Below are 24,696 nucleotides of genomic sequence, written 5' to 3' on the forward strand. Positions count from 1 at the left end.
TCAGTTTTCAAAGAGCGAATTCTTACTCATCATTAATGTTTCGTAATGACGAGGTAGTGTTTTTAACTAAGCCGTTAGGCCTTGTCAACACCCAAAAAATCTTTTTTCAAATTATTTTTAAAATAGTTTTAAAAAAGATTTCTCGCGTTTCTTACGCACCAAAACGCAAAAGCACCCGCTCGAATACAAATCGATTAAGGTAGCTTCTACATCACTTGTTTGGATTCAAACTCGTCGGCGGAAGAGACACGGTTATAAGGGAACTGGGGTTCGGTTGGCAAGAATTATTTATGCTTATATTAATCGCAATAACATGGCGCTCTCGCCGCAGATTTAGGCAAATGCGTGATTTGAGGGTGTTTTTGCCTAAAATAAAGGCCCTATCTCTTTTACAAGACGGGCCCGGATACAGCCAAAGGCGATTTAATTTCTTAATTGAGGTGCACTTTATGGTGCTCTCCCAGAGCTCGGGGGTCTCCAGTAATATAAGCTTTCGCAAAGGCGGCCATTTTAACAACCGTAGAAGACGGAGAATCCCAGTACTCGGCATCCGTCACATCTATCTTTAAAAGAGCGATGTTCGGATCATCAATGCCGCCAGAGAACCACACCTTGTAAGCTTCGCTCCAAAGCTCCTCAAGCTTCGCTCTGTCTTCAACAAGAGCGGCCTTCCCAGAGATAGAAACGTAATGTCCCTTCGGCGAGGCAAAGCTTGCATTTATCTGCGGTTGGGATTGAATATTTTTAGCTAGCTCACAAGAGCGACCAATAATGAACCACAGGTCGCCATCAAATTCCACGTCTTGAGTGGTTAGAGGACAGCTCTGCAAGGAGCCCTCGGCATTCGTGGACGTTACCATCGCAAACTTGATGTCTTTAATGATCTCACCTAGCTTCTTAATATCTTCAATAGCAGTCTGATTTGTTGCGATCATAAAACCTCCCCCTTTAGAACAACTTAAAACAGGGTGGGAAGAAATCAAAGACGCCTTGTCTTGTGAAAAACCATAAGAATTGATGTTATAAGGCAAAGATTCTTTCCTTTGGAGTTGAACTTAAAGCCCAAAGACTTCTACAATTTCTTTCATGAAAAACATTATTTTGACCACATTATTTAGTTCTCTTTTAGCAACCTCTGTTTTTGCCAAAGATCTGGCGGTGGGCTCAACGGCTCCGCTTTTTAAGGCCACTCTTCATGATGGGAAAAGTTTTGACTTAAGACAGCGCCGCGGTTCTTGGACCGTGCTTTATTTCTATCCTAAGGCTGGCACTCCTGGTTGCACCAAGCAAGCTTGCGCGTTTCGCGATAGCATCGACATCATCCGTAAAGAAGGTGCCGAGGTTTATGGTTTAAGTGCCGACACCAAAGAGGCTCAAGCCGCTTTTCACAAAGAGCATAATTTGAACTTCAGCTTAATCGCCGATCCTCAGGGAGAAGTGGTCAAAATGTACGGCAGTCAGATGGAAGGCAAAGAGATGTCCAAACGTTGGACTTTCATTTTGGATCCCGCCCTAAAAATTCGCGCTATTGAAAAAGACGTGGATCCAGCTTTGGATGCTGAACGTGTCGCTAAAAAAATCGCAGAACTTAAAAAGTAATCACCACACCTGCGGAACTTTGCGCAGTTTTGAAACATCAAAACCCAAAGCTTCCGCACGACTGACAAGCCGGGTGTAAATCTCTTCTGGCATTTTTGGCTGACGTGACATGATCCATACATACGAGCGATCTGGCACGCCAACAAGACTGTAAGAGTAATCTTGAGCGACATCTAAAATCATATAATCAAATTGCAGTGGCCATATCGGCCGCACCTTCCATTCAGAGTTGGAACGCCCATCGGAAATCCACGCTTCTTGTAAAAATGAAGTCACTTGCCCTTCAGGACTGGAGTGATGATGACTGTAGTCGATGTAAATTCTTTTTTCAGCGTCATCCCAACGATAAGACTCTATGGCGTTAACCGCCTCACGTTCGATCATAGTGGGGATATTGGCAATCACATACCAATCACCCATATAGCGATGGATCTCTATCGAGGTGCTGGGTTTAAGTTCTTTATGTTCTTGCAAAGAAGACGTCGCGCATCCCAAGATCAACGACGACATCACCAAAAGAGCCATCAGTTTCATATTCAAAATAATACCTGAGGAGATGAGTTCCTTCGAAGAAATCCAAGGGAATTCAGACTTAGGCCCTAACGCTCAGCTGCAATACTTTTATTTAACACATTCAAAACTTAAATCTGAATACACGGTGGCCGCAGTGCCTTCCGTTTTACCCAGCTGAGTTTTGAGAATTTTGTATCCGGTCATTTTTCTTTCGCGACAGAATTGCCCCATCACAGCTTCAATATTTTCCTGGGACGCTTCACCTTCAACTCGGACCGTTCCTCCTGCAGGAGACGTCGTATTTGCTGAAAGGATCTTGATTGAAGTCGCTGCCGGGGCTTCGCTGAGCTTTGATTTTTCAGTCTCTACCTGTAGGTCTCTTTTTTTCTTTTCGATGCGTTCTTTCAACGAAACAAAGTTCGGATCGGTCTTCCCCGCCTCTTCAATACACTCAAGTTGTTCTAAGGAAAGATCTTTCAAATAATAAGTGTCAATATCGATATGACATTGGTTCACGGCCTTTTTATTGGCTTTATAGCTCGCGCAAGAACTTAAGAATAAAAACAACGGCAAGAGCAGAACAAGATTTCTCATGGAGTCTCCTTACTGTTGATTTAACGATAGTGAAAAATCCGGGTCAAGGAGTGCGCTTTATCACCCCGACCAAGTATTTCACGCCTAGAAACAATATTAGTCACTGAGACTTGGGGGTCTCAATATGAAACAGTGCCCGCGATTTAGATGACTTTAAGTGGGCCTTAGCTTTGCACCATAAGGCCTTAAGGAGTCATTTATGAAATTCAGGGAAATCAAATGGTTCGTGGTCATTCAAGCCCTTGCTGCCCTGTTTGTATTTTGGGGTGCTCGCGCTGAAGCCCAAAGCCAAAGCGGTGAACGACGCCAATTCCTTTTTAATTTGGGCTTTGAGGATTATTCCAAGCAGATCCGCGAGGCTTTAGATAAAGGCGCTTTTGAGCATGAACTCAACCGTCGCCAGATGAATCGTAACGCATTAATGTATGAGTCAATCAACGCGTCCCGCGAATTATCTATTTTTATTTGGAACGCCTTAGACTCTCAAAACTTAACCGAGCAAAAGCTGGAAGTCCTGAGCCAGTTCACAGCCAAAATGCTGGCTCTAAAGCCTTTGGCGCCAGAAACAGACTTCCCCATCGAGATCATGGAACTTGCCGACAATGAGCGCGATATCGAATTGGCGAAGTGGCTTGATAAACAACGCCGCCTGCAAATGGAAACTCACACTCGCAAAATAGTGGCTGATATCGGATTTCTTTTAGCTGAACCAGGAAAAGAGCTTTCGTCTCAAGAACTTTCCAAAGTTTATAAATTAGCTTCCGTCATCGTGGAGCGCACCTATTTAGACGAACTTATCGGCAACACCCGATTTTTTGGTCGCAGTCTTTTAGCGCTTTTAGCCCGTGAAGAAAAGATCGGTCGCTTGGTAGCCAAAGATACTTTAGCTCGCGTGGGAGCTCTGTTAAAAAAAGCCTATGGTCTAAGAGTTGAGAATTTTATCGGCGACACCATGGTGATGGACGGTAAAGACGGCGATAAATTAGTAAAAATCAAGGACGGCACGCAGATGTTAACAAAAAACCTTTCTGCTGAATCATTGACGATTTCTATTGCCGCAATTCCTAAGAATCTTATTTTGCGCTGGAAAGCTCGTTTTAAAGGTTTAGTGGGGAATCCTTTATCTTCTCCGTTTTACGTTTCGGCACATGATGTAGCCTCGGGGATTACTTTAAATCATCGCGTGCGCGATTTAGTTTCACAAAGCGATACCATGATTGAAACCGGACTTTCCCATATCGTTTATTATCAAATAAAAGAAGATCCCCGCACCGGCATTAAAATGCCACGCGTGATTCACAACTATCCAAGTGCTGTGGCCGATGCTTCGGAAAAAACAGCCAACACGGGCGGTGTCATCATCACTTATCCTGAGCAAGTGATCGATCGCTCCCACCATTCTCAAGTTTATTTTGCACACTTCAATGAAGAGCGCTTTAAAACCGAGGCACAAAAATATATCGCGGCTCACGGGTATTCGCCGGAGTTCTTTAAAGACACCATTCAGTTAGAGCTTTCAGCGGACGGAACACCAACAAAATCCGAAAATGCGGTTTCTAAACCTTGGAAGACAAAAATTTCTGAAAATGATTTCCGTGATCTTCATGCTGAAACTGATGCCAAGGTATGGAGCGAGAAAGTCCTAAAGCGCTTTACGAAAACATTAGAGAATTTTTCGTTACGAGGTGTCACCTTTCATTGGCCGGACCCCTATGATTTTTATATCTTAGACTCTGCTTATTGTTCACAAACCGGCGAAATGGCCATGCAGGAAGCAGTGAATTTACCGCTAGAAATGCAAAAATCATCTTGGCACTGGGGTTTAAAGGCCTTGGCTAAGATTGGTGCTTTGGGTGAATACTTAGAAAAATCAGAGCGCTGGGCCGCCTTAGGAAAGAAACTAAAATCTTTGCCCGGCGTTGAGAAATCTTTAAAGATCACTCAAATCCGCATTATGGCTCCGTCAAATCTTGTGATTCAAAAATACATGGATGGCGAACGCATCCCCTTGCGCAGCTTAAACTTAGAACAAAGATTTTCGACTTCATATGGAAGCTATCGTGAGTTTAACGAAATGCGTGTTCGTCAGCTAGAAAATATTTTGCCCCGCTCAAACCCCGAATTTAAGGTTCTTGAAACTAAATTCATTGATCCCGTTCGCAGCTTTGCCGCTTCGGTCCGGGACATTGAGTATTCATTTGTGATGAGAGCTTCGCGAGGATTAACGACTCATATCGATGTCAGCCATATTGCGGCTGAAGGTGGTCGTTTGGGAGATCAAAATCTCAATCGATATAATCACGGCCTATTACAATGTAAGCGTGTGTTTCAATAATTAATAAACCCACGAGATATCTCCCGTGGGTTTATTTTTAACTGCTAAAAACTAATAACAGAATTTTGCGCCTTCTTTAGGACTGCAACCTGGCCAATTTAAGCTTTGGCATGAACTGTTTCTTTCCGTTTTCCAGCTGCCATCCGCTGTACAGTACTGCCAATATTCACTGTTAACATCGGCGGCCTGGGCGTTGAACTCGCGAGTCATCGCTACCAGCAACGCACGACCTTGTTTTTCAGACAGATCGAGTTTTTGTGAAGCTGTTTTCACACTTTGTTCTGACGGTGGTTGGTGATTCACCATGGCTTTAAAGTCGTCGTCATTTAAACCTAGCGCGCGGAACGGTGTCAGACCTTGGGTCTCTGCTTTAGCAAAAGCATCCACGAGTTTAGCCGCTGTTGCCGTTGGGATTTGGTAACGAGATGCCAGATCACTGGCATCAGACGCGGCCGTGGCATTTGCTTGCTCCATATCCCCCCAGCATCCCCAACGATCACAACGGTGATGTGGTGGACGGCGATGACGGTGATGATCGCCATGATGATGACCGCGACCAATACCGATCCCGATACCCACGCCGATAGCACCCGCCCCGATTTCACGAGCGGTACAGCCCGTTCCGAAAATACCCGCACAAATAACCAATGCATAAAGAATCAAATTTTTCATATGAAAAATCCCCTTTCAAATTGGCACCAAGTAAACCCGACAATGAGGTGTCTGACGAGAAGACTTTTAACAATTTTTTGCGCGGGGTTATCCTAGGGGATGCAAAGATTTTATTTTCGCAATTAACGAAGGGCGGGGCTTAAGCGCAGCATCTGCTTTTGTTGCTTAGAGAAATGCGGGGTTTCATCATGAATTCCCGGATCCATCATGTTAGCACCAGTGATGATTTCAGAGGTGTCATCCAATTTATCATACACCGCACCGATTCCGTAATAGCCGTCATCTTTGGTATGAAACAATCCCAAGTAATGGCCAATTTCGTGAGCTAAGATTTTACCTTGGTTTTCCAAACTGATTTCATCTCCACGTTGATCGGCATACATTGAAACAAAGCAAGCATGTCTTGTTTTTAAATCAATAGCCCCACCAATACACGCCAGACCATTAATAGGCTTATTCTGGTATTGCATGGAAGGCATCATGTACACATTGACGGCATCCGATTGGTTTTTAGACTCTGCAATGGCGACCATTTCAGAGGGCAAATCCATGGGTTCTGGTGTTTTTTGAGCGAGCATGGTGATTGAAAGAGTTCTTAAGTTTAATCCAGCTTCAGCAAGACTTTCTTTGGCCCGAGCGATGACTTTTTCAACATGTCCCTTTTCTCGCGTCCAATAACTGTCTGGTGAAATAAGCACTCGAATATCGACATTGTTTTTTGCAAGCTCTTCTTGAGACTTCACGACAATTTCAAAAGACACCGATTTCATCAACGGCTGATAGTGAGTGAGTGTGCGCATCTTCCACAATCCGGCCCGAGGCGCCCCGAGGATGGGGTTATTAGGAACCAAGGTAGAACTCATACCTTTAATGACGGCCAAGGTGCGATTAAGGCTTAAAACATTTCTTAAGATGGGTTGACTGTATGGTGTCAGTTTTTTTCCCGAATCACTTTGCACAAAGTACGTTCCATCCGGTGCAATCAAATCTGTCACTTGAATAAATTCTTCAGGAGAACTAAAGGCGTTGATCTGAAAACTGGCTGTGTTTGCGGGTATTTCAAAATCCACCCACTCACTCACCCAGTAGGACCCTTCTTTAACAATTTTGATGTCTTTTATGTCTTGGTAGGTGGCCGCTAGAACGAAAGAACTTTGCAGTCCGAGGGTAAGTATAAAAATATATAGAATTCTTGCAATCGACATCATGGCCTATGATTAGCAATTCCAGGTCCACATTTAACGGCGCTCTAGAGGGCCTTTAATCCTCTTTAAGCGCTGGTGACCATTAATGTCTGGTCAGGGTTGCAAAATTGGAACTGCGACCGAATCTTCTAGCAATTTAGAGGGCATGCCTTCTTCGCACCATTGCTGAATAAATGTCGCATCTTGAGGGGCATCCGAGATATACCGGGGACTCCCAAATTCAACCTCCACTTTCAAAGGAGCCCCCTTCATCAGCGTGAAAAGATGCAAAACTAAATTGTCCTTATCGATATAAGCCGCTTTTCTAAGTGGCGCATACATTATGCGGATGGGTATGACTGGAATTTTATATTCTTGAGCTATTTCAAAAACACCGCGACGCCAAGATTCGGACTTCACGATTTTCGTGGTGCCAGAAGGAAAGACGGCGATACTTTTTCTTTCTTTAATAATGGCTTGCGCGATAGATTCTCGCACGGCTTGACGGGATTTTTTGCATCCGCGCCTTACAAAGACGGTTCCAATTCTTTGCGCGGCTCTGCCGATCAAAGGCCACGCGGCGACCTCGGCCTTACTGACAAAACTGGCTTGCGGAACTTTGCACATGATCACTGGAATATCCAGATAGCTAATATGATTACTAACGAAAATGGTGGGAGTTTTCTCTGCCGCCGCCCCGGGATTTTTAACTTGGATCTGAAGTCCTAGATGTGTCGTGAGCTCGCGCATGTAGCGGGTTTTAAGCTGCTCGTAATCAGCCCCTTCGATATCGGAAATTTTTAGATATCGCATAAGCTTCGAAAAGACGTGAATGGTTTTTTTGGATTGATTCAAAAAATTCATAGGCTCTCCTCACGAAGAGCCTATTACGAATTCATTTCTTTAAATGACAAGATTTTGTTAGGCCGTCAGATCTTAAAGATCCCAATCGCCCGCGGCCTCGGGTTGGTAACGAATGCCGGTGACTTGAAGTTCACGCTTTTGTCCGTTGGGCATGGGCCACTGAATTGTTTGCCCCACTTTTAATCCAATCAAGGCAATTCCCACCGGAGCCAAAATAGAGACTTTCCCCTTGGTCACATCGGCGTCTTTAGGAAAGACTAACGTGATCTGAGACTCTTTATGGGTGTCATGGTCGACAAACTGCACGGTCGAGTTCATGGTGACGACATCATGAGGCACTTCTTTTTGAGGCACCACCGTCGCCCGCGCAAGTTCTTCTTCTAAAACTGCCGCATTGCTACTTTCTGTGTGCTGCAAAAGAAGCGCTAAACGTTCGTAGTCTTGATCTGTAATAACTAAAGATGAGTTTTGAGCCATCATAAGGACCTCCTTAAAAAATACTGTGAATCAATTGTAAAAAAAACCTGTGAGCTAAGTCAGCCGTAGCTGACTTAAATAATAGAAGCCGTCACCCGATCAAGAAATCGCGTGTGAGCGGTGAAATTAGAATGAAGAAAGGACTTTGAACACTTCATCAGTGATGAGTCTATCGAAAAACTCCGAAAAAGACAAAGGCCAATCGACTTTGGTCTCAAAAGAGTTCCTTGTGAAGAGTTCAATAATGGGCGGCAGGCGTTAGATAAAAAGGGCGGGTTAGACCGCCCTTTTTATTAATGTAAATTTGCGATCCCCTCACCCTTAAATGGGTTGGGGTCTTTTTTATTAAGCTTTGTATATCCCCAATAAGCGCCGGCCGCTAGAAGTCCTAGCATGCTGGCTCTTGGAAATCTTTTTAGCAAGAATCCCCCAACCATCATCGCTGCCGGCGTTTTCCAGTCAAAGCTATTCACAAGAGATGAATTTGACGTTGAAGGATGGATATCCGATGCCATTGATGGAGAAACGAATCCGCGAGTGCGTGATAGTTTTTCGCTTGTTTTCATTATTATCCTCCTAAAATGCGATTCTAATGTTTTTGTTCTGAAGATGGTTGTTTTGATTCATGAGGGGAATCAAGACCACCTTGCTCTAACATTTTCGTTTTTAACATCAAGAAGTTTTGGCCCAATTGCATACGCTCAGCTGGCTCCGAATTCTTCTTGAAGTCCGGAAGCAACTCTTCTTCTTCCTCTTCAATGTGATGCTCTACGAGTTCAGCTAACACTTTTACGCGCGCGGACCAAAGATCTTCGTCTTCCGTGCGCATGATTTCTTCGACCATCTGATCAGCTAGCTGATGTTCCACATCGCCTTCAAAGCCCTCCTCACGAAGCTCCTCTTCTTTCTTCATGTAAGTATAAAGTGTTTGTTCTTCGGGTTTGGCATGGGAAATTAATAGCGGAGCAAATTCCGCAAAGGCTTCGGCTCTTTCAGCTTGGTCTTTATCGCTGTCTTTCATGATCGCGATAAGACGTTTTAAAGGCTTATGGTCTTCTAAGATGATATTTACAATATCAGATTCCATCGTCATTTTTTTAGACTGTTGAGAATGGGATTGGGTGTTTTGGTTTGGCATATATCCTCCATGTAAGTTCATACAGGTATATAGCAAGCGCAATGCCAAGCTCCACGAAAACGTATTGAGAAAGATCCGTCCTGACGGTGCAAAATTCCCCTGCGTGAGAGATTTTTTCCTCTGACGCATGCCTTGATCAAGGAGGCTGTATCTTTACACGGAATAAGATCTTTATTTGTCCAATATGTGTGACTTGTCGATAAAACGAGGAGTTTTAAATCAAGTCTCCTCGAGACATCTTTCATTTGCGAAAGCATTATCATGTGCGCATCGCGACTTGATAGAAGACATGTTTATTTTTTTTCAAATGAGTTTAGCGTTGTGAATACAAAGCTTTAAAAAGGAGGCTCAAAATGGCAAACAATCAAAACAGCCAAGGTAACCAAGGAAATCAAAGCAACCAAGGCTCTCAAGGCCAAAACCGCAACCAAGGCAGCCAACAACAAGGCGGTCGTACATCTGGTGAACAAAGCCAGGATCAAAACCAATCTAGTGGTGGCATGGGCTCGAATAAAGGTTCAGGCCAACGCTAATTAGTGAACGTGTTCCCTGCAGGCTCCTAGCAATCTCCTTCATTGTGGGGCCTGCTCTTTTAAGATATATGAAACTGCTTCTTTCAGACGGTCCGAAAATAGAAATAAACGATAAAGACAGCTTTACCTGCTTTGAAGTGAATAAAAAGAACTCTTTGTCGGAACCTGCGGAAATTTCTAAAACCGAAGTGCTTCGCTTACTTGCTGAAGGTGAAGAATTCCATACTTTGTATCGCGTCGGCTGCACCTGGGAAATCGGCGATAAACTGGATTGGGGTTGACCCCCATTCCCTGTCTCTTTACTATCTTGGCGATGACGCATGCCCGTTTTTCTCACAAGACTTTAATTCTTTTAGCTTACATTGGTTTTATCAGCTTAGGTCTACCGGATGCGGTTCACGGAATCGCCTGGCCCCGGATTCGACCGGAGTTTGATTTATCCCAAGTCGGACTAGGTTCGATTTTAGCTTTCGGCGGCGCGGGTTACCTGCTGTCTTCATTTTTTACCGGCAAAATTCTTTCACGCATGCATGTGGGAACTCTTTTGGGTGTGAGCACAAGCTTTGTGGCGTTGGGACTCTTAGGATATGGCTTTACGACTTCGTGGCCCGTATTTTTAATTTGTGCCTTTCTTATCGGATCAGGTTCGGGCGCCATTGATGGCGGTTTAAACTCTTATGTTTCAAAGAATTTTTCAGCCAGTCACATGTCATGGCTGCATGGATGTTATGGTATCGGCGCGACTCTTGGCCCGATTATCATGACACAGTCCTTAGTGTTCGGAACTTGGCGCCACGGGTACCTCATTTTGGGATTATGCATGACCTCGTTGGCGATGGCCTTTGCGTGGACACGATCCATCTGGGAAATCCCGGCGACATCCCCTGATAAAGCCAAGCCTGAATCTGCACCCCCTGCGACTTTATTTGAAGCCCTTAAAAGCAAGAGCGTGATCTTACAAGCTCTTTTATTTTTCTTTTACGCCGGTGTTGAAGTCACCGTGGCGCAGTGGAGTTTTTCTTTAAATACCGGCAGATATGGCATGTCCATTGAACTGGCAGGTTTGATGAGTGTGGCGTTTTGGGTAAGCCTCACGGCCGGCCGATTCTTGATGGGTTTTTTAGTCGCCAAGTTGGGTATTGATCACCTTTTAAATTTTTCCTTTTTAGGAGCTTGTGCGGGGGCGGTGCTGCTAAATGTTCCGCTGGTAATAGCCAGCACGCTGGCGCACGTGGTGTTAGGCTTTAGCCTGTCGGCCATTTACCCTTTGTTGATGTCCATCACTTCACGTCGGGTGGGTCTGCGCTTAACTGATTATTCCATTGGTCTGCAAGTGAGTGCCGCAACTTTGGGAATCATGATTGTTCCTACGATTGCGGGACTTATTTCGCAAAATATCGGTTTGGTGGGAGTTCCGATCGTGGTGGTTGTCACGGCTGCCGTCTTGGGATCTTTACATCTGTTAGCAAGAAAACCCGCGCGGGGAAGCGCGGGCTAAACATGCTTTAACGTTTCTCAGGTGAATTCGGTTTTGACATCTGCCCATGCATTTTGGTTGCGACAGACTGAGGCATCATCTTTGCCGCCGCGGTTTGGATCTTATTCATCATGGATCCCGCGACCACCATATCATCGCCACGCATAAGAGCTTCATAACCCTGTTTGGCCACTTCTGCCGGGTCATCCTTTTTTGAACCTCCGACTTTAGTATCTTGCATTCCGGCACGCTCAAAAAATTCAGTTTCGGTAGGACCTGGTAGCAAGGCCGTTACGGTGATTCCTTTATCGGCATTTTCTGCACGCAAGGCTTCAGAGAAATGTTGGATAAAGGCCTTGGTACCTGCGTAAACCGCTTCGTAAGGACCTGGCATAATTGCCGCAACAGAGGAAGTAAATAATATCTTACCCTCCCCGCGTGCGATCATGTCTTTTAAGACGAGCTTAGCTAAATGCACCGTTGAAACAACGTTGAGCTGGATCATATCGATTTCGGCCTGAAGATCTGTTTTATCAAAGCTTGCGCCGCCGACACCCACTCCCGCATTAATAGCGATGGCATCTACCGGGCAGTTGATGGATTTGATTCGCGCGTAAAGATTCTCCACGCCATCGAAGTCTTTAAGATCGGCTTGCATTACATGTACGAGACATCCGTGCTCACGAAAGGCCACCGCTGCTTCATGAATACGGGCCGCTTCGCCGGTGACTAAAATGTCATATCCGTTTTGGGCAAATTGCATCGCCAACTCATAACCGATCCCACTTGAGGCCCCGGTGATAACCGCGAATTTTTTTTGAAATTTTGCGTCTTGATTTTTATAAAGCTCGCCCATTTTTGCTCCTTGCAGATGTTGTATTTAAGGGTGTTTTGTTAAGGCGCTGTCTTTTTTTAATTTCATCAAGCTTCCTCGCGATAGAAATGATCTTTTGCTCCTCAACAATTTTAAAGTCGATGTAAGACATTCTTCCTCCTTGATAAAAACACATCCTGCAAGTTACAGACCTGCGTTTAGAACTCCGACGGAGATGTGAAAAGATTCTTCTAAGGATTTTGCCTTATGCCAAAATCCTGCGGGTATATAAAGCCAATCGCCCGCCGCAAGCTGACAGCGGATCTCCGGACCGGTCGTGTAATCCGAAAGCAAGAATTGCAAAGGCAATTTGGTTTGAGGAATAAGGGGAAGTTTGGGCGCTCTTAGGCAAAATTCCTTAACGCCTGCGGTTTGAATAACAAACACGTCTTCTTCATCATAGTGCCAATCAAAACCTTCACACCCTGCGGGAGTGGCGTACATTTGGACGTCCACTTGGCCCTTAAAACGTTTTTGAAAACACTGAGCAATCGCTTTGATGGAATCATCAGCAAGCTCACCATGTCTGATCACGGCCGAATAACCTTTTTCAAATACGGCTAAGAAATCATCATAAGACATTCGGCCCGATTGAAGATCTTTATGCAAAATCCCTTCTTTCACCGCCCAGCAGTTGTCGTGGGTGTTTAAAACGTCTACTAGATTATGCCAATGGAAAACGCCTTTGAATGCATGGGCCGTCCCGGGCATCGCTAAAGGCATACGACCAAAAAAGTCCTTTTGAAAATATTCAAAATCCATCCGGCCTAAAAGTGTATCGATGACAGCGAGTGACTTGTTCATGAACGAATAATTCCTGAAGCTTTCAGAGTGTCGCAATTCATTTGTGTATTCTTAGGCCGATGTAACTTATATCAATCCCGCCGCGATGAGTTTTTAGACCAAAAATCCATGGCCAGCCGCGTATGAAGACGGGATCAGAATGCGACCATTGTGGAGGGAGCTTGATCGCTTAGTCTCCTAACCAGAGACAAAACGTCTCCACTTGAAGTTCTTTAAAAGCGAAAACTGTTGGAATTTTAGACAACCATGAAAATTGATCAGCATAATTGGCGGAACTTCGGAGCCATAAAGCGCCTAAGCCTTTGAGACCTAAAACTTTTTTTCAAAATGCCAAAATTCGTCATAGCCAAAAGGTTTAAGTCTGATAAGTTCAAGTGGTTTTCTTTAGGAGGATTAATGAAAAATAAGATGTCACTTTTAATCGCGGGCTTAATTTTAGCTGCGATGCAAGCTGGAGCGCAAACGAGCTCTTCGACTTCTGCAACAACTTCAACAACGACTTCGACTTCAAAAATCGGAGATCTTCAAAAACCCACAGAAAAAATGAAAGATATTGATGAAGAGATCACTGATGCCCGCTTGCGCGCGTCTTTGGGATCAAAATCGAAATGGTCCTTAAAGTCAGACCTTTCTTATTCGGGTGGATCCGTCAATGACCCTATGGGTTCAATCCGTCCTAATTACCGCGCCTCTGCCACCGCGGAAGCTTTAACTTACCTTTCGGGAAATATCGGCGTTAACGTTCGTGTTGGTGATAAAGACAGCATCAGCTTTGGTAGCGGTCTTACAATCAACGACCCATTCCATGGCGATATCACAAAACCAGCTGCTGACGTTCGTTCAGGAAGAAAAGCGGATGCCGTTCTTCCTCGTTACGAAATGTCGACTCCGTATGTAAGCTGGAGTCGTGGTTACAAAGCAATGGGCACACAAATGAGTTCAAGCCTTTCTTTAACTTACTACACGGATGAAGACACTCGTGATAACCAAAAATACACAGGAAGCGTTTCGTTTTCTCAAGTATTTCTGGCAAATTTTGGCACGACCAAATGGAATGGTGGCGTGAGTGTAAGTTTGGGTAAATACGTATACTCTGGCGCATTGACTGACGAATATTACGTTAATATGCAATCAGCAGGTAAGTACAAACGTTCTGATATCTCTGCGGGTCTATTCCCTTTCATGCAATACACTTTCAACGACAGATATTCTTTCAGAACGGTGTTTGGTTACTTCCAGTTCTCTAAGTACGAGATCGACGATCGCTACTTACAATTAGAACCCTACCAATCCGTTGGCGTAGGTATTTCTATCACTCGTGATATTTATCTTTACCCGAATATCCAGTTCACTCCGAAAGACATCCGCGACGACAGAACGAACGTGGCTCTTTCCACGAACATCAACTTGTTCTAATCTGAACAAGCTTATGCATTGAACTAAAAAGGCACCCATAACGGGTGCCTTTTTTTATTTCTCAATTTGTATGAATCTAACTATTTTAAATTTGCAAGAGCTTTAGCGACATTCAAACGACCTTGAGAGCTTACCGGGAAGTTGCCGACGTCGACTCCCGCAAGTAAGGCAGCTTTAATTTCGGCCACCGTCGCTGTCGGCTTATGACTCCACAACAAAGCCGCGGCACCCGAAACAAACGGAGTGGCGATATTTGTTCCATCCATCACCACGTAATCATTGCGAGGGCCGGTGCTGTAAACTCCCACGCCGGGTGCTACGATATCTACAAGCGCTCCATAGTTTGACCATGAAGGATATTGATCTAAGACGTTGGAGGCCCCAACAACAATCATATTCGGCAAATGAAAGCTTGCGGGGTAACTTGGAAAACGCCCCAGGTCATAGCCATCATTGCCGGCCGCGGTGACAAATAAAACATCGGGATGTTGCGCGATCACGTCATAGAATTCTTGAACATAAGGCGCTCCTCCCCAGGACATATTCACGATCTTCGCCCCCCGATTGATCACATAACGAATCGCCATCACCGCATCGGCGATGCGGCCGCTATTGCCTTGATCCAAAAAGATAGCCTGAACCAGTTTGGCTTCAGGGGCGATTCCTTGGATACGACCTTGAGAGCTATCAGCCACCATGATACCCGCCAAATGAGTCGTGTGAATGCTATAGGTTGACGGCGGTCGGAAGTTTACGAAGTCCCAACCGTAGATATCATCCACGTATCCATTCCGATCATCATCAACCCCGGGGCGACCGTTAAATTCAGCCTCGTTCACGGCCAAGCTTTGACGCAATTGCGGATGTTGATAGTTCATATTTGAATCAACAAGACCAATAAGAACACCGGCACCTTTGATTCCTTGATTCCATGCGGAAGCGACTTGGATTTTATCCTGTCCCCAGTTCACGTTCATAGAATCCATACCTGGATTAGCAAAGACTTGAGCCGCACAAAGAAGAGCACCAAGAATAATAAACTTCATAGATTCCCCCTATTAAGACCTTATCGTTGTCAAGGACACGGGGTTGTTCAAGACATAGCTAGAGGCGTTACCCCCCTGGCTTTACTTTTCTTTTGCGATGATGGTGGCGGTGATAAAAGTTCCGCCTTTGACCGATTTGAGATTAAGCGCGATTTCTTTTGTGCCATCTTTGATGGTCAGCTTTGATTTTTTGGTTACAGGTTTAGGCGAAGTGAATGTGCATTCATCCATGCCTTTGCTGGAAAGAATTTCTTTGCCTAAGACGTTTTTATAAACCGGCGCCAAGGAAGTGACCTTCCAGTCCGAGATCTCGCCGATTTTCTTACCTTCATCAAATAATATCATGGCCATAAGAATTCCTTAATATGCGGCTATGATAACTGACTTAAATATTAGTAACAACGAATCTCTGAGTCCCCGATTTCGGCAATCGCTTTATGACGCCCCTTGGGAACAATCACTCCAACGGTATTGCCGCCATCACAAGCGTCAATCACCGTGCGGTAATACGTAAAGACGTCCCCTGTTGCGACTTCTTTCACTTGGGCGGTGCGATAAGCGCCGCGACATTTGTATTTTGTAAAATCACGGAAAAACTTTTCATTGGCCCAAAATAAATCCCGCGTGATGCGCCCTTGAGTTTCTGGCGTTACAACAAAACGCGGATCTTGTTTTAATTCGTAAATATACATTCCATCAAATGGACAGACCGCAAAACTAAATGAAGAATATAGAAGAATAGAAAGAGCGGCACCTAGCAGCTTCATCAAAGCCTCCCGTATAAATTGCTATCCTAGTTTATAGCGAAGAGGCTTCACTCTTTTCATTTAAAACTTGTTTTTGTAAATAATCATTTAAAACAGGCGTCCCGACATTAACATCAAGTAAGCCATGCGTTCTTTATCTAGGCGTGCTCGCAAAACTTCAATTTCGACATCGTGAATTTCGGCATTTGCGGGTCTCGCGTCGACGGATGTCTTGGGCAAAGAAAATGGCGACATTAATATAACCGCGCGAATAATTTTAGAAAGAATATTTGATTTCATTTTAGGCCTCCCTGGCGTTTCATGTTTCTGCCAAAAAGGTATTGCAGCGAAAGTGCCAAGAGAGATTTTGTGTATTTTCAATAACTTAAAGCGATTTCACCCTGCCGGTTTCTCGGCAATGCCGAGTTCTCGGTGGAACTGTTGCCGAGAATCCGGCAGGTTAATAAATCAACTCATCTAGAAATAGCGTATTTTTATTACTTGATAAACACATGACTAGGGAGTCGAAATCCAAAAAAATAACGTTAACGAATTCAAAGGAGATGTATTTTGGGTTTTAATGACATCCTGGGTTGGCTGGCTTCACTGATCTTAGTTTTCACGATGATTTCGCAAATCAAAAAACAAATTCATCATCGCAGTGCCGACGATGTTTCATACGCTCTTTATGTGGGGCAGCTGCTTTCGGGTCTGGGGCTGGTGCTATACTCTTACAACTTAAAAAACTATGTTTTTATTTTTTTGAACGTGGTCATGATGGGCGTTAATTTTACGGGGCTTTACTTTACCTACAAGTTTAAGAAAAATTCATAGAAAGAAAAGAGATCATCAGCCATAAAAGATAAAATCCACCCGCCACAAAACACCCAATCAAAGCGAAAATAATAAATAGCACCACAAAAACCCACAGACGACTTTGCCATTGGGTTCTGCGCTGATCAAAAGTGAAGCTTTGCAAAAGTCGCACGTTTTTTTGATTGGCTTTCCACGCAAAATCAAAAATCCATCCTAATACTGGAACCACATCAAAAACATTATCAATAAGAACATTTAAGCCCATGCGAGCAATAATCACGGGCGGCGCGCCCATCGCAGCGGCACGAAAGATGATGTAAAAAGAAAAGCTTGAGGTGACCAAATCCCCCACCCCGGGGATTAATCCTAAAATTCCGTCCCAGCCAAAGCGGAACCCCAGAGGTCCCCGAAAGCGTGTGTCCATTTGGTTGGCGATGTATTCTAAATCTTGGATTCCTTGAGCCATCGATGTCCCTTGGGAGTAAACTTATTCCATGCGTGCGATTCGTTTTAGGGAATCAAGCTTGCGACGCAGGTCATACACGCGTTCGCGAGCGACTTCGATATTGTCTTCAATGGAGAGTTCATCATCGTAGAGCAGACCAAAGTGCTCGGGAATTTCATCCATAGAGCGAGAGGCTCTTAGAAATCCGATAAAACGGACCACGTCTAAAAGTTCGTCTTCGCAAAATTCGATTTTGGCGTGGATGTTATTATCGCTGTCTTTTTGGGATATCATGGATTGATTCGGCATTGCGTACCTCCGATGAGAGGGATATTGGACCAAAATCTGGAATTAATAAATTCTTCTAGACCTTCGCTGTGCAAATACATTGGAAAAGAGATAACGATTTCCAAACTAAGAACGAGCCCCCTGAACTGCCGAGTGGGTGCCCGCGCATTCTTTTATAAACAATATATTGTTATATTCCTTAAGTACTTTTACCATTACAATATAGTCATAATCAGAAAGGACTCACCTTGGATCAAGGAAATCTAACCTTCTCAGAAAGAATGATACTCAAAGCAGCGAATTTCCCAAATAAGCCTTTGATGTTTTTAGCAAGACTTTACGTAAAGCCTTTCCTGGGACGACAGGAAGATTTAGATAATATACTTAAAACATGGTATCAGACTCATGCAGAAAATACCGGCCTGGTTTTGTCTTCTCAAAATCATGAAATTGTGGATGTTTACCTTAAAAACTCAGGCGAACAGACCAAGGTTATTATTCACACTACTCCTGCATTCGCTGCAGGAATTAACGATGCAAATGCAATTCCCATGGTGGCAACATCTCTTCGTGGGCTAATTCAGCGGGGCTTAGTCCGCTATCACGGCCTTCTTAATCCTCGCTTCACGCCTTTGGCGGGCACTCCAGCGCCAAACAGCAATCTTGTGACCTTGACGGCCTTGTTGGAGATTTTCACCAACTTCTTGGAGCTTAGCTCTGATTTACCCAACTTTAGGGAGCGAATTTTTTCAAGACACGACCTAAGAAATATATACGGTCTTCACATAGATCCAACACCTCCGACCGCAACTATCAGTTATTACATCCCCTCCGTGAAGATTACGGCTGATTTACTCATCAAAGCTTATCTGATGAACAGCATGAATTTCGTGCGGTGGCTTTCAGTGAAACGCTTCAAAAAAGATAAAGTCACATATGAACATCACGCCTTAGAAATTGCGGGTGGTTTTTTTATCCAAAACACGATCGATTCCGACATTATAACAACAACGGGAAGGGAATTTATCTGGACGAGCACCGAAAAAGACGTGACTCTTATTCCAGCAAATTTAAATCTTCAGAACTTTTACGAAAGGATTGAGACGGTACTTGCCAATCCAAAACTTTACTCACCCTCCGCCTTCAACTGCGAGAGCTTTTGTCATCAGGTAATGAAGGGAGAGTGCCGATCTTTACAAGTAGAACAAGCGGTGAAACGCCTGAACCCTGTCAACATAATCCGCAGACTTAGAATCATCAAAAAGTTCCAAAAATTCATTGAACAAAATAGGATGAAACCTTAAATACTTGTTTTTATTGAATTGCGCTGAGTGATAAACAGTAAAATGAGAAGAGCCGAGCCCATATAGAGAAGAAAATTGGGGTGACCGACGGGGCTTGAACCCGCGACACTCGGAATCACAATCCGATGCTCTACCAACTGAGCTACGGCCACCACAAAAGAGAGATCTTTATATTAGTCTTGCGGACGAAGTGCAAGAAAGAATTTAATAATCACAAGGGGCTACAAGGGGCTGAGCTTGGCAAATGCTGCTGGCTTTTTCGGCATCTAAGAGCGTCACTTCGGCCCATTGACCATTAGCGTTACAGCGCTGGCGAACGCAGGAAACCCCGGAATTGGAAGCCAAACAGCGCTTCTTTTCCTTTTTAGGGTTGTTCTGGCAAACCCAAGCACACTGATTGAACTTCGCAAAAGGGCTACTGCAGATAAAGCCCTCTTTTTTAAACTTAGCCTCGGCCGCCTTGTGCTTTTTCTCGCTGGCGGCTTTTTCAGCCTGAATTTTTTTTTCGTTTTCGGCCCGTTTATTAAGTTCGCTCGCATCCACGGCCGTGATCGCAGTCAAACGACCTTTCGGGATCTTTTTACCTTTTAGCAAAATATCGTAAGCAATCTCGCCCTCTTCCAAAACTCCTTGAAAGCCGACCTGCTGACCTTTTTGGACTTTCACGCTTTCTTCGGCATTCATGGCTGAAAAAACCATGCTGCCTTCTAACATCTTAACGGAGGCGAAGGCCTTGGCCGGGTTCATCGATAAAACGTAAGCCCCGGGGGCCGCGATAAACTCAAAAAGATCCGAACGAAGAGCCGTGTTATAGGCCGCTGGCTTTTGAGGATCTTGTTCCCAAAAAATATCCCCGGAACGGATGAATAAAACGGGTGCTTCCCCGCCTTCCCATGAAATGGCCGGAATCGAAACTTCACTTGAAGCCAGAACGCTAAAGCTGCGAGAATCATCTAAAAGAACTTTGGCAAAACCCGTTGCCGAAGTTTGGATCACGGCTTTTTCACGCAGAACGGTCTTCTTTTGCACGACCTCTTTTTTTCCGTCTTTCCCAGTCAACCACACCTGTCCCTGGAATTCGCTGATCAACGGATACTTGGGAGGAGCCGCAAAAGCCGACACCCCTACAAAACCGATAAAAACAAAAAGTACTACTTTAAGATCTCTTTTGAACACGCTCAATCTCCCAAAGCTTTGCCCATTTTAAAAATACGGAATAAGCCGCACTGACGGAAATTAAAAAACCTGGAAGGCCATCTAAAATACCGGCCTTAAAAAAGTAGGTTTCCACAAACTTGGTTGCGGGTTTTGTAAGCAAATTAAAATAAGAAAAACGACGTCCCTTGTCTGCCAAGCCTTGAGCTCCCAAACTGGAGTAGCGGTTGTTGGTCTGAACTTGGTCCGCCACATCATCAAAGACCCAATGATGTAAATCATGTTGAAATTTAAGCTGCCTCTTCACTTCTACTTTTTCGTGTAAAGCAGCGGAATTCCATTGTGATTTGTCTTTATTAAACATGCGCAATTGGTAGTCGGGATACCATCCACCATGGTTGATCCAGCGCCCCAAGTAATAAGACCGCCGCGGAACTAAGAACCCCGCCTCGGGATCAAGCCCAGAGAATTTCGCGATGATTTCAGCCGCCAGCTCTGGGCTGAGAGCTTCATCAGCATCTAAGGAAAGTATCCAGGGATTTTTTGCTTGAGCCGTGGCGAAAGCTTTTTGAGGACCAAAGCCTTTCCACTTTTCATTGAAAACGCGGGCGCCCATTTTGGTGGCAATTTCAACGGTGCGATCCGTCGAGAAACTGTCCACCACCACCACGTCATCAACAAAGGGGCATGAACGAATACAACGCTCGATATGGGCTTCTTCATTGAAAGTGATGATCACTAGGGAAATTGGCAATTTCGTCACCCATCCAGATTCTCTTTGGATCAAGGTCTTGTCAAACGATTCGCGACTCGATACCATTTTGCATAGACAGATACTTTTAAAAAGTCTTTGAAAGGCGCTACGTTATGAAATTTGCTAAATCCCTGGTGTTAGGTGTCTTCTTAGCTTCGACAATAGCAAACCAAGCCCATGCTTATTTAAGCATTGCAGAGTCTGGCGAAATTTTGCCTGCAGGAAAATATCAAGTCGGACTTGAGCCCCAAGTTCTTTTGAACCGCGGTGGCGGAGCGAACTTAAATGTTTTCTTAGACACTTCCTTTAACGAATCCACCAGCGGCCGCATTACGATGGGCGCAGGCTCTGTGGATTTTAATGCTTTTGCGAGTGTAAAATGGATTCCCTTTCCTGATGTCGACAATCAACCGGCAATGGGCTTACGCGCCGGTGGCGGGATTGCTCGCGATGAAGATGAAAATATTGTGCAGCTACAACTGGCTCCGCTGATCAGTAAAAAGTTTGGGACGGAGTACGGCCTGACAGTTCCTTATATTGCGATTCCTTTTACCTACTTAAATATGGATAAAGAAAACGTCACGGCCTCCAATTTAGCTTTGGGCAGCGAGTGGCACCCCGTGGACTGGCAATACGGCGTTGTCGGCGGAGAAATTGGTTTTGAACTTAACAAGTCTTATTCTTATATTTCGATTTTTGCGACATTCCCATTTGATGATCAAAAAGGTTTCGGTAAGTAATTATGTTATCTTGGTTCTTTAAAGACGAAGCTGGAACAGCCGCAGATCTTTATGTAGATCTTGGCACCGCTAATACGCTGATCGCCGCTCGCGGCAAAGGGATCATTTTAAATGAACCTTCACTGATTGCTTACCAACAAACAAGTCCCGGAAAAAAACGCGTGATTGCGGTCGGAACGGATGCCAAAGAAAAATTGGCAAACAACCCTGGCAGCATTTTCCCGCAAAAACCGATCCGTGATGGTGTTATTGCCGACTTTGACACCACCGAAGTGATGTTAAGACATTTCTTAAGTCAGCCCGGCGTAAAATCGGCCTATTCCCGTCCACGCGTTGTGGTGTCATTACCTTATGGGGTTACGGAAGTGGAGAAGAAAGCGGTCATCCAATCTTGCAAGGCCGCGGGAGCCAAAGAAGTTTATTTGATTGATGAGCCCATGGCGGCAGCCATTGGGTCCGGCTTAAATATCAAATCGGCTGAAGGCAGCATGATTATCGATATCGGCGGAGGAACCACCGAAGTCGCCGTGATTGCTCTTGCCGATATCGTTTATTGCGAAGCGGCCAGAGTCGGCGGTCATAGAATTGATGATGCGATCATTGATTATTTCCGTCGCTATAAAAAAATCATTATTTCTGAATCCACCGCCGAACACTTAAAAGTAACTATCGGCACCGCCGTTCCGAAGAAAGATATTCGAACTGAGACCATCACCGGCCGTGATGCCGAGACCGGAATGAATAAAAACATGGAAGTCAGCTCTGAAGATGTGGGATTGGCGATGAATGGCAACATTCAAGAAGTTATCAATGCGATTCACAAAGCTTTAGAACACACGCCGCCCGAGTTGGTTTCAGATATTATCGAAAACGGTGTTGTCCTAGCCGGAGGCGGCGCTTTGATTCGTGATTTTGATTTACGCATTCAAAACGAAGTGCGCCTGCCCGTGAGAGTGGCGGAAAATCCGTTAACCGCCATCGCCAAAGGTGGCGAAGCGGTCTTAAGCGATCCAGAATTGCTCGACAAGATTCAGCTAGAAGTCTAAATCGCGGTGGCCTTCGGGCCGCTTTTCATATCTTCTCGTAAAAGACTTAAAAGCTCTTTAGCGACGGGACCTTGCCGTCCCTCGCCGATTTTTTGTCCTTCGTACTCGGAAACGGGCAACACATCTAAGGTTGTTCCGATCATCATGGCTTCTTTTGCCGTTTGTAGATCTTTTTCCGTGAGATTTTTTTCAGAAATGGATTTGATTTTTCCAGTCTTTAAAAGGCTGTCCGCCAATTCTAAAGTGCGAATCATCGTGGTGCCCTTCAAAATCTGGCGAAGCTCGGGTCTTAAAAGATTTCCGTCTTTATCAACGATCACGATATTTTCAGTGCTGCCTTCAGTTAAAAAGCCTTGATGGTCGATACCGATTGTAAAATCAAGATGGCGATCCACACTTTCTTTTTTCATCATCACATTGGGCAAATAATTGCAGGTTTTTATTTTTGCAAGCCAGGACTCTTTGGGCGGAATTTTACTTTTCCCGATCTTAACACCGTCTTGATATTTTTGATCCGACAACCGCGTAAGATGGGTCACCACCAGATACATTTGCGACCCAATGCTGTCATAAGGGTTGGTTGAAAAATGACCCGGCCCGCGAGAAATATAAAGCCGCAAAACCGCATTCTCGGTTCCTGACACCTTCGTGGTTTCAAGTAACACATTACGGATGTTTTCTAATGGCATGGGTAACGGGAGACCAATAATTTGAGCCGAGGACTCTAAACGCTTTAAGTGTTCTTCCATCAAGTAAACCTTGCCATCAACCACTTTAATGGCTTCAAAAACACCATCACCCCGATGAACCAAATGATCATCAATCGGAACCATCATCATTGCAGGGTCCTTGATAATTCCGCCCCACCAAGTGCTATACATGGCCAAATAGGTTTTTTGCGCAGGATAACTGTGTTCAGAGATCTTTTTTTGGATGTCAGAGGTCGTTAATACAGGAATCACCGCTTTTGCTCCTTCATGGGATGATCTATTCTAAAACTCTAGCAAGAGGTGGCAAAAGTTTTTTTGTTTTTAATTTGACCTCCCTCGATAGAGGTCCTGACAATAGAGGTGTCTTATTCACGGAGGAAATATGTTAAAAATTATCGTCATGGCTTTAGTGGCCGTTTCTTTAAGCGCTTGCTCAAGCTTTACCCGCAGAGCACCACAACAATCAGATGAAATGAAAGTGGTCCTCAAGGACAAAGATGGAAACATCAAAGAGGCGTCAGGACTGCCTGCGACTTCAAATGGAAAAGAAGTCACCAAAATCGCCCCGGACGAACAAGTCGCTGAAAGCAAAGCCGCTTCCGAAGTGAAAGAAGCGGTTTCAGCGGCGGCCGACCATATTGCGGCCACTCATGGCAAAGAAACTCAAACTCGTAAAGTTGGTAAAGTTCCTGCTTACAAAGCCTTGGGGTGGTTAAAAAACGGAAACACGCGTTTTATGAAAGGCCGCTTCCGTGCGGACGGCGTTTCAGCTAAAGATCGTGCTCGCTTAGCGGGGGCCGAAACTCCTCACGCGATCGTGGTGGGATCTAGTGATTCTCGCGTTCCGCCAGAAATCATTTTTGACCAAAAACTGGGCGAGATCTTTGTGGTTCGTGGTGCGGTGGCCGCTTCAGATTTAGGCCTGCTTTCAAGTGTTGAATACGGCGTTTTGGATCTTGGACCTAACTTGATCGTGGTTTTAGGCAATAATTCGAAAGATTCTTGGGAACATGTCGATCGTTTAGCCCAAGAGCTTCAAGATCGCTCTGATATCGTGCGTGACGCTATTGCTTCGGGAGATGTAAAAATCGTCACAGCCATGTATAACCTTGAAACGGGCCGCGTAGACTGGCGCTAAGCCACTCCGCCCCAAGTTTTGAAAGGTT

The 24,696-nt window shown here is 44.7% G+C and carries 31 protein-coding genes and 1 tRNA gene; 11 read left to right on the forward strand and 21 right to left on the reverse strand.

Going from position 1 to position 24,696, the window contains the following annotated elements:
* Positions 1-431 precede the first annotated feature (431 nt).
* On the reverse strand, positions 432-935 hold the full coding sequence (locus AZI86_RS10515; RefSeq protein WP_061835152.1) for a pyridoxamine 5'-phosphate oxidase family protein: 504 nt from the start codon (positions 933-935) through the stop codon (positions 432-434).
* Between the two features lie 151 nt (positions 936-1,086).
* On the opposite strand from AZI86_RS10515, the gene AZI86_RS10520 reads away from it, so the two are divergent.
* The gene (locus AZI86_RS10520; RefSeq protein WP_061835153.1) at positions 1,087-1,599 is read left to right on the forward strand and encodes a peroxiredoxin; all 513 of its coding nucleotides are present in this window, start codon (positions 1,087-1,089) and stop codon (positions 1,597-1,599) included.
* Here AZI86_RS10520 and AZI86_RS10525 read toward each other — a convergent pair whose 3' ends face one another.
* Both AZI86_RS10525 and AZI86_RS10530 read right to left on the reverse strand, forming a co-directional pair.
* Complete coding sequence (locus AZI86_RS10525) at positions 1,600-2,133, reverse strand: lipocalin family protein (protein ID WP_061835154.1); 534 nt, start codon at positions 2,131-2,133, stop codon at positions 1,600-1,602.
* 87 nt (positions 2,134-2,220) lie between these two features.
* Positions 2,221-2,706 (reverse strand): hypothetical protein, encoded by a 486-nt coding sequence (locus tag AZI86_RS10530; protein ID WP_061835155.1) that lies wholly within the window; start codon positions 2,704-2,706, stop codon positions 2,221-2,223.
* A 199-nt stretch (positions 2,707-2,905) separates the two neighbouring features.
* Between AZI86_RS10530 and AZI86_RS10535 the strand changes: the two genes are divergently transcribed.
* Positions 2,906-5,041, forward strand: a complete 2,136-nt coding sequence (locus AZI86_RS10535) for a hypothetical protein (protein ID WP_061835156.1) — start codon at positions 2,906-2,908, stop codon at positions 5,039-5,041.
* A 51-nt stretch (positions 5,042-5,092) separates the two neighbouring features.
* On the opposite strand, the gene AZI86_RS10540 is transcribed toward AZI86_RS10535, so the two are convergent.
* The 6 genes from AZI86_RS10540 to AZI86_RS10565 form a co-directional block, all read right to left on the reverse strand.
* Entirely contained in the window at positions 5,093-5,713 is a 621-nt protein-coding gene (locus AZI86_RS10540) for a hypothetical protein (RefSeq protein ID WP_061835157.1), read from the reverse strand.
* A 122-nt stretch (positions 5,714-5,835) separates the two neighbouring features.
* A complete protein-coding gene (locus AZI86_RS10545; RefSeq protein ID WP_081111881.1) occupies positions 5,836-6,921 on the reverse strand; it encodes a reprolysin-like metallopeptidase in 1,086 nt (361 codons plus the stop codon).
* Positions 6,922-7,011: 90 nt separating this feature from the next.
* Complete coding sequence (locus AZI86_RS10550) at positions 7,012-7,761, reverse strand: lysophospholipid acyltransferase family protein (RefSeq protein WP_061835159.1); 750 nt, start codon at positions 7,759-7,761, stop codon at positions 7,012-7,014.
* 72 nt (positions 7,762-7,833) lie between these two features.
* A complete protein-coding gene (gene rnk, locus AZI86_RS10555) occupies positions 7,834-8,241 on the reverse strand; it encodes a nucleoside diphosphate kinase regulator (protein ID WP_253715876.1) in 408 nt (135 codons plus the stop codon).
* A 290-nt stretch (positions 8,242-8,531) separates the two neighbouring features.
* Positions 8,532-8,804 (reverse strand): hypothetical protein, encoded by a 273-nt coding sequence (locus tag AZI86_RS10560; protein WP_061835160.1) that lies wholly within the window; start codon positions 8,802-8,804, stop codon positions 8,532-8,534.
* Between the two features lie 23 nt (positions 8,805-8,827).
* Entirely contained in the window at positions 8,828-9,376 is a 549-nt protein-coding gene (locus AZI86_RS10565) for a hemerythrin domain-containing protein (RefSeq protein WP_061835161.1), read from the reverse strand.
* Positions 9,377-9,729: 353 nt separating this feature from the next.
* On the opposite strand from AZI86_RS10565, the gene AZI86_RS10570 reads away from it, so the two are divergent.
* The 3 genes from AZI86_RS10570 to AZI86_RS10580 all read left to right on the forward strand — a co-directional run bounded on the left by AZI86_RS10570 (position 9,730) and on the right by AZI86_RS10580 (position 11,407).
* The gene (locus tag AZI86_RS10570) at positions 9,730-9,909 is read left to right on the forward strand and encodes a hypothetical protein (protein ID WP_061835162.1); all 180 of its coding nucleotides are present in this window, start codon (positions 9,730-9,732) and stop codon (positions 9,907-9,909) included.
* 68 nt (positions 9,910-9,977) lie between these two features.
* On the forward strand, positions 9,978-10,190 hold the full coding sequence (locus AZI86_RS10575) for a hypothetical protein (protein WP_061835163.1): 213 nt from the start codon (positions 9,978-9,980) through the stop codon (positions 10,188-10,190).
* 32 nt (positions 10,191-10,222) lie between these two features.
* Complete coding sequence (locus tag AZI86_RS10580; protein WP_157684683.1) at positions 10,223-11,407, forward strand: MFS transporter; 1,185 nt, start codon at positions 10,223-10,225, stop codon at positions 11,405-11,407.
* Positions 11,408-11,414: 7 nt separating this feature from the next.
* On the opposite strand, the gene AZI86_RS10585 is transcribed toward AZI86_RS10580, so the two are convergent.
* Both AZI86_RS10585 and AZI86_RS10590 read right to left on the reverse strand, forming a co-directional pair.
* The gene (locus tag AZI86_RS10585; RefSeq protein WP_061835165.1) at positions 11,415-12,242 is read right to left on the reverse strand and encodes an SDR family NAD(P)-dependent oxidoreductase; all 828 of its coding nucleotides are present in this window, start codon (positions 12,240-12,242) and stop codon (positions 11,415-11,417) included.
* 162 nt (positions 12,243-12,404) lie between these two features.
* Positions 12,405-13,064 carry a JmjC domain-containing protein gene (locus tag AZI86_RS10590; RefSeq protein WP_061835166.1) on the reverse strand — a complete coding sequence of 220 codons (660 nt, stop codon included), beginning with the start codon at positions 13,062-13,064 and terminating at the stop codon, positions 12,405-12,407.
* A 396-nt stretch (positions 13,065-13,460) separates the two neighbouring features.
* Here AZI86_RS10590 and AZI86_RS10595 point away from each other — a divergent pair, with 396 nt between their 5' ends.
* Positions 13,461-14,480 carry a hypothetical protein gene (locus AZI86_RS10595; protein ID WP_061835167.1) on the forward strand — a complete coding sequence of 340 codons (1,020 nt, stop codon included), beginning with the start codon at positions 13,461-13,463 and terminating at the stop codon, positions 14,478-14,480.
* Between the two features lie 80 nt (positions 14,481-14,560).
* On the opposite strand, the gene AZI86_RS10600 is transcribed toward AZI86_RS10595, so the two are convergent.
* From AZI86_RS10600 to AZI86_RS10615, 4 genes are all read right to left on the reverse strand, one after another.
* Positions 14,561-15,526, reverse strand: coding sequence for a S8 family peptidase (locus AZI86_RS10600; RefSeq protein WP_061835168.1), 966 nt, complete (start codon positions 15,524-15,526; stop codon positions 14,561-14,563).
* Positions 15,527-15,607: 81 nt separating this feature from the next.
* Positions 15,608-15,877, reverse strand: coding sequence for a hypothetical protein (locus AZI86_RS10605; protein WP_061835169.1), 270 nt, complete (start codon positions 15,875-15,877; stop codon positions 15,608-15,610).
* Positions 15,878-15,918: 41 nt separating this feature from the next.
* The gene (locus tag AZI86_RS10610) at positions 15,919-16,293 is read right to left on the reverse strand and encodes a hypothetical protein (protein ID WP_061835170.1); all 375 of its coding nucleotides are present in this window, start codon (positions 16,291-16,293) and stop codon (positions 15,919-15,921) included.
* 87 nt (positions 16,294-16,380) lie between these two features.
* The gene (locus AZI86_RS10615) at positions 16,381-16,572 is read right to left on the reverse strand and encodes a hypothetical protein (protein WP_061835171.1); all 192 of its coding nucleotides are present in this window, start codon (positions 16,570-16,572) and stop codon (positions 16,381-16,383) included.
* A 270-nt stretch (positions 16,573-16,842) separates the two neighbouring features.
* On the opposite strand from AZI86_RS10615, the gene AZI86_RS10620 reads away from it, so the two are divergent.
* Positions 16,843-17,106: a SemiSWEET family transporter gene (locus AZI86_RS10620; RefSeq protein ID WP_061835172.1), complete on the forward strand. Its 264-nt coding sequence runs from the start codon at positions 16,843-16,845 to the stop codon at positions 17,104-17,106.
* Here the strand turns inward: AZI86_RS10620 and AZI86_RS10625 are convergent.
* Both AZI86_RS10625 and AZI86_RS10630 read right to left on the reverse strand, forming a co-directional pair.
* Positions 17,090-17,554, reverse strand: a complete 465-nt coding sequence (locus AZI86_RS10625; RefSeq protein ID WP_081111883.1) for a DUF4112 domain-containing protein — start codon at positions 17,552-17,554, stop codon at positions 17,090-17,092. The genes AZI86_RS10620 and AZI86_RS10625 overlap by 17 nt on opposite strands.
* A gap of 21 nt (positions 17,555-17,575) precedes the next feature.
* Complete coding sequence (locus AZI86_RS10630; protein ID WP_061835173.1) at positions 17,576-17,842, reverse strand: hypothetical protein; 267 nt, start codon at positions 17,840-17,842, stop codon at positions 17,576-17,578.
* Between the two features lie 227 nt (positions 17,843-18,069).
* Here AZI86_RS10630 and AZI86_RS10635 point away from each other — a divergent pair, with 227 nt between their 5' ends.
* Positions 18,070-19,125, forward strand: coding sequence for a hypothetical protein (locus tag AZI86_RS10635; RefSeq protein WP_157684684.1), 1,056 nt, complete (start codon positions 18,070-18,072; stop codon positions 19,123-19,125).
* A gap of 76 nt (positions 19,126-19,201) precedes the next feature.
* Here the strand turns inward: AZI86_RS10635 and AZI86_RS10640 are convergent.
* From AZI86_RS10640 to AZI86_RS10650, 3 genes are all read right to left on the reverse strand, one after another.
* A tRNA-His gene (locus AZI86_RS10640) sits at positions 19,202-19,277 on the reverse strand.
* A 52-nt stretch (positions 19,278-19,329) separates the two neighbouring features.
* Positions 19,330-20,301 carry a hypothetical protein gene (locus tag AZI86_RS10645; protein WP_253715878.1) on the reverse strand — a complete coding sequence of 324 codons (972 nt, stop codon included), beginning with the start codon at positions 20,299-20,301 and terminating at the stop codon, positions 19,330-19,332.
* Positions 20,282-21,043 (reverse strand): glycosyltransferase family 2 protein, encoded by a 762-nt coding sequence (locus AZI86_RS10650; RefSeq protein ID WP_253715881.1) that lies wholly within the window; start codon positions 21,041-21,043, stop codon positions 20,282-20,284. Before AZI86_RS10650 ends, AZI86_RS10645 begins: the two co-directional genes overlap by 20 nt.
* Before the next feature lie 104 nt (positions 21,044-21,147).
* On the opposite strand from AZI86_RS10650, the gene AZI86_RS10655 reads away from it, so the two are divergent.
* Together AZI86_RS10655 and AZI86_RS10660 are read left to right on the forward strand one after the other, a co-directional pair.
* Positions 21,148-21,774: a hypothetical protein gene (locus AZI86_RS10655; protein WP_061835176.1), complete on the forward strand. Its 627-nt coding sequence runs from the start codon at positions 21,148-21,150 to the stop codon at positions 21,772-21,774.
* Positions 21,775-21,776: 2 nt separating this feature from the next.
* Positions 21,777-22,820, forward strand: coding sequence for a rod shape-determining protein (locus AZI86_RS10660; protein ID WP_061835177.1), 1,044 nt, complete (start codon positions 21,777-21,779; stop codon positions 22,818-22,820).
* Here the strand turns inward: AZI86_RS10660 and AZI86_RS10665 are convergent.
* Positions 22,817-23,782 (reverse strand): aminotransferase class IV, encoded by a 966-nt coding sequence (locus AZI86_RS10665; RefSeq protein WP_061835178.1) that lies wholly within the window; start codon positions 23,780-23,782, stop codon positions 22,817-22,819. The genes AZI86_RS10660 and AZI86_RS10665 overlap by 4 nt on opposite strands.
* Before the next feature lie 130 nt (positions 23,783-23,912).
* On the opposite strand from AZI86_RS10665, the gene AZI86_RS10670 reads away from it, so the two are divergent.
* On the forward strand, positions 23,913-24,668 hold the full coding sequence (locus AZI86_RS10670) for a carbonic anhydrase (protein ID WP_061835179.1): 756 nt from the start codon (positions 23,913-23,915) through the stop codon (positions 24,666-24,668).
* Positions 24,669-24,696 lie beyond the last annotated feature (28 nt).

The sequence above is a fragment of the Bdellovibrio bacteriovorus genome (genome assembly GCF_001592735.1).
GTDB lineage: Bacteria > Bdellovibrionota > Bdellovibrionia > Bdellovibrionales > Bdellovibrionaceae > Bdellovibrio > Bdellovibrio bacteriovorus_D.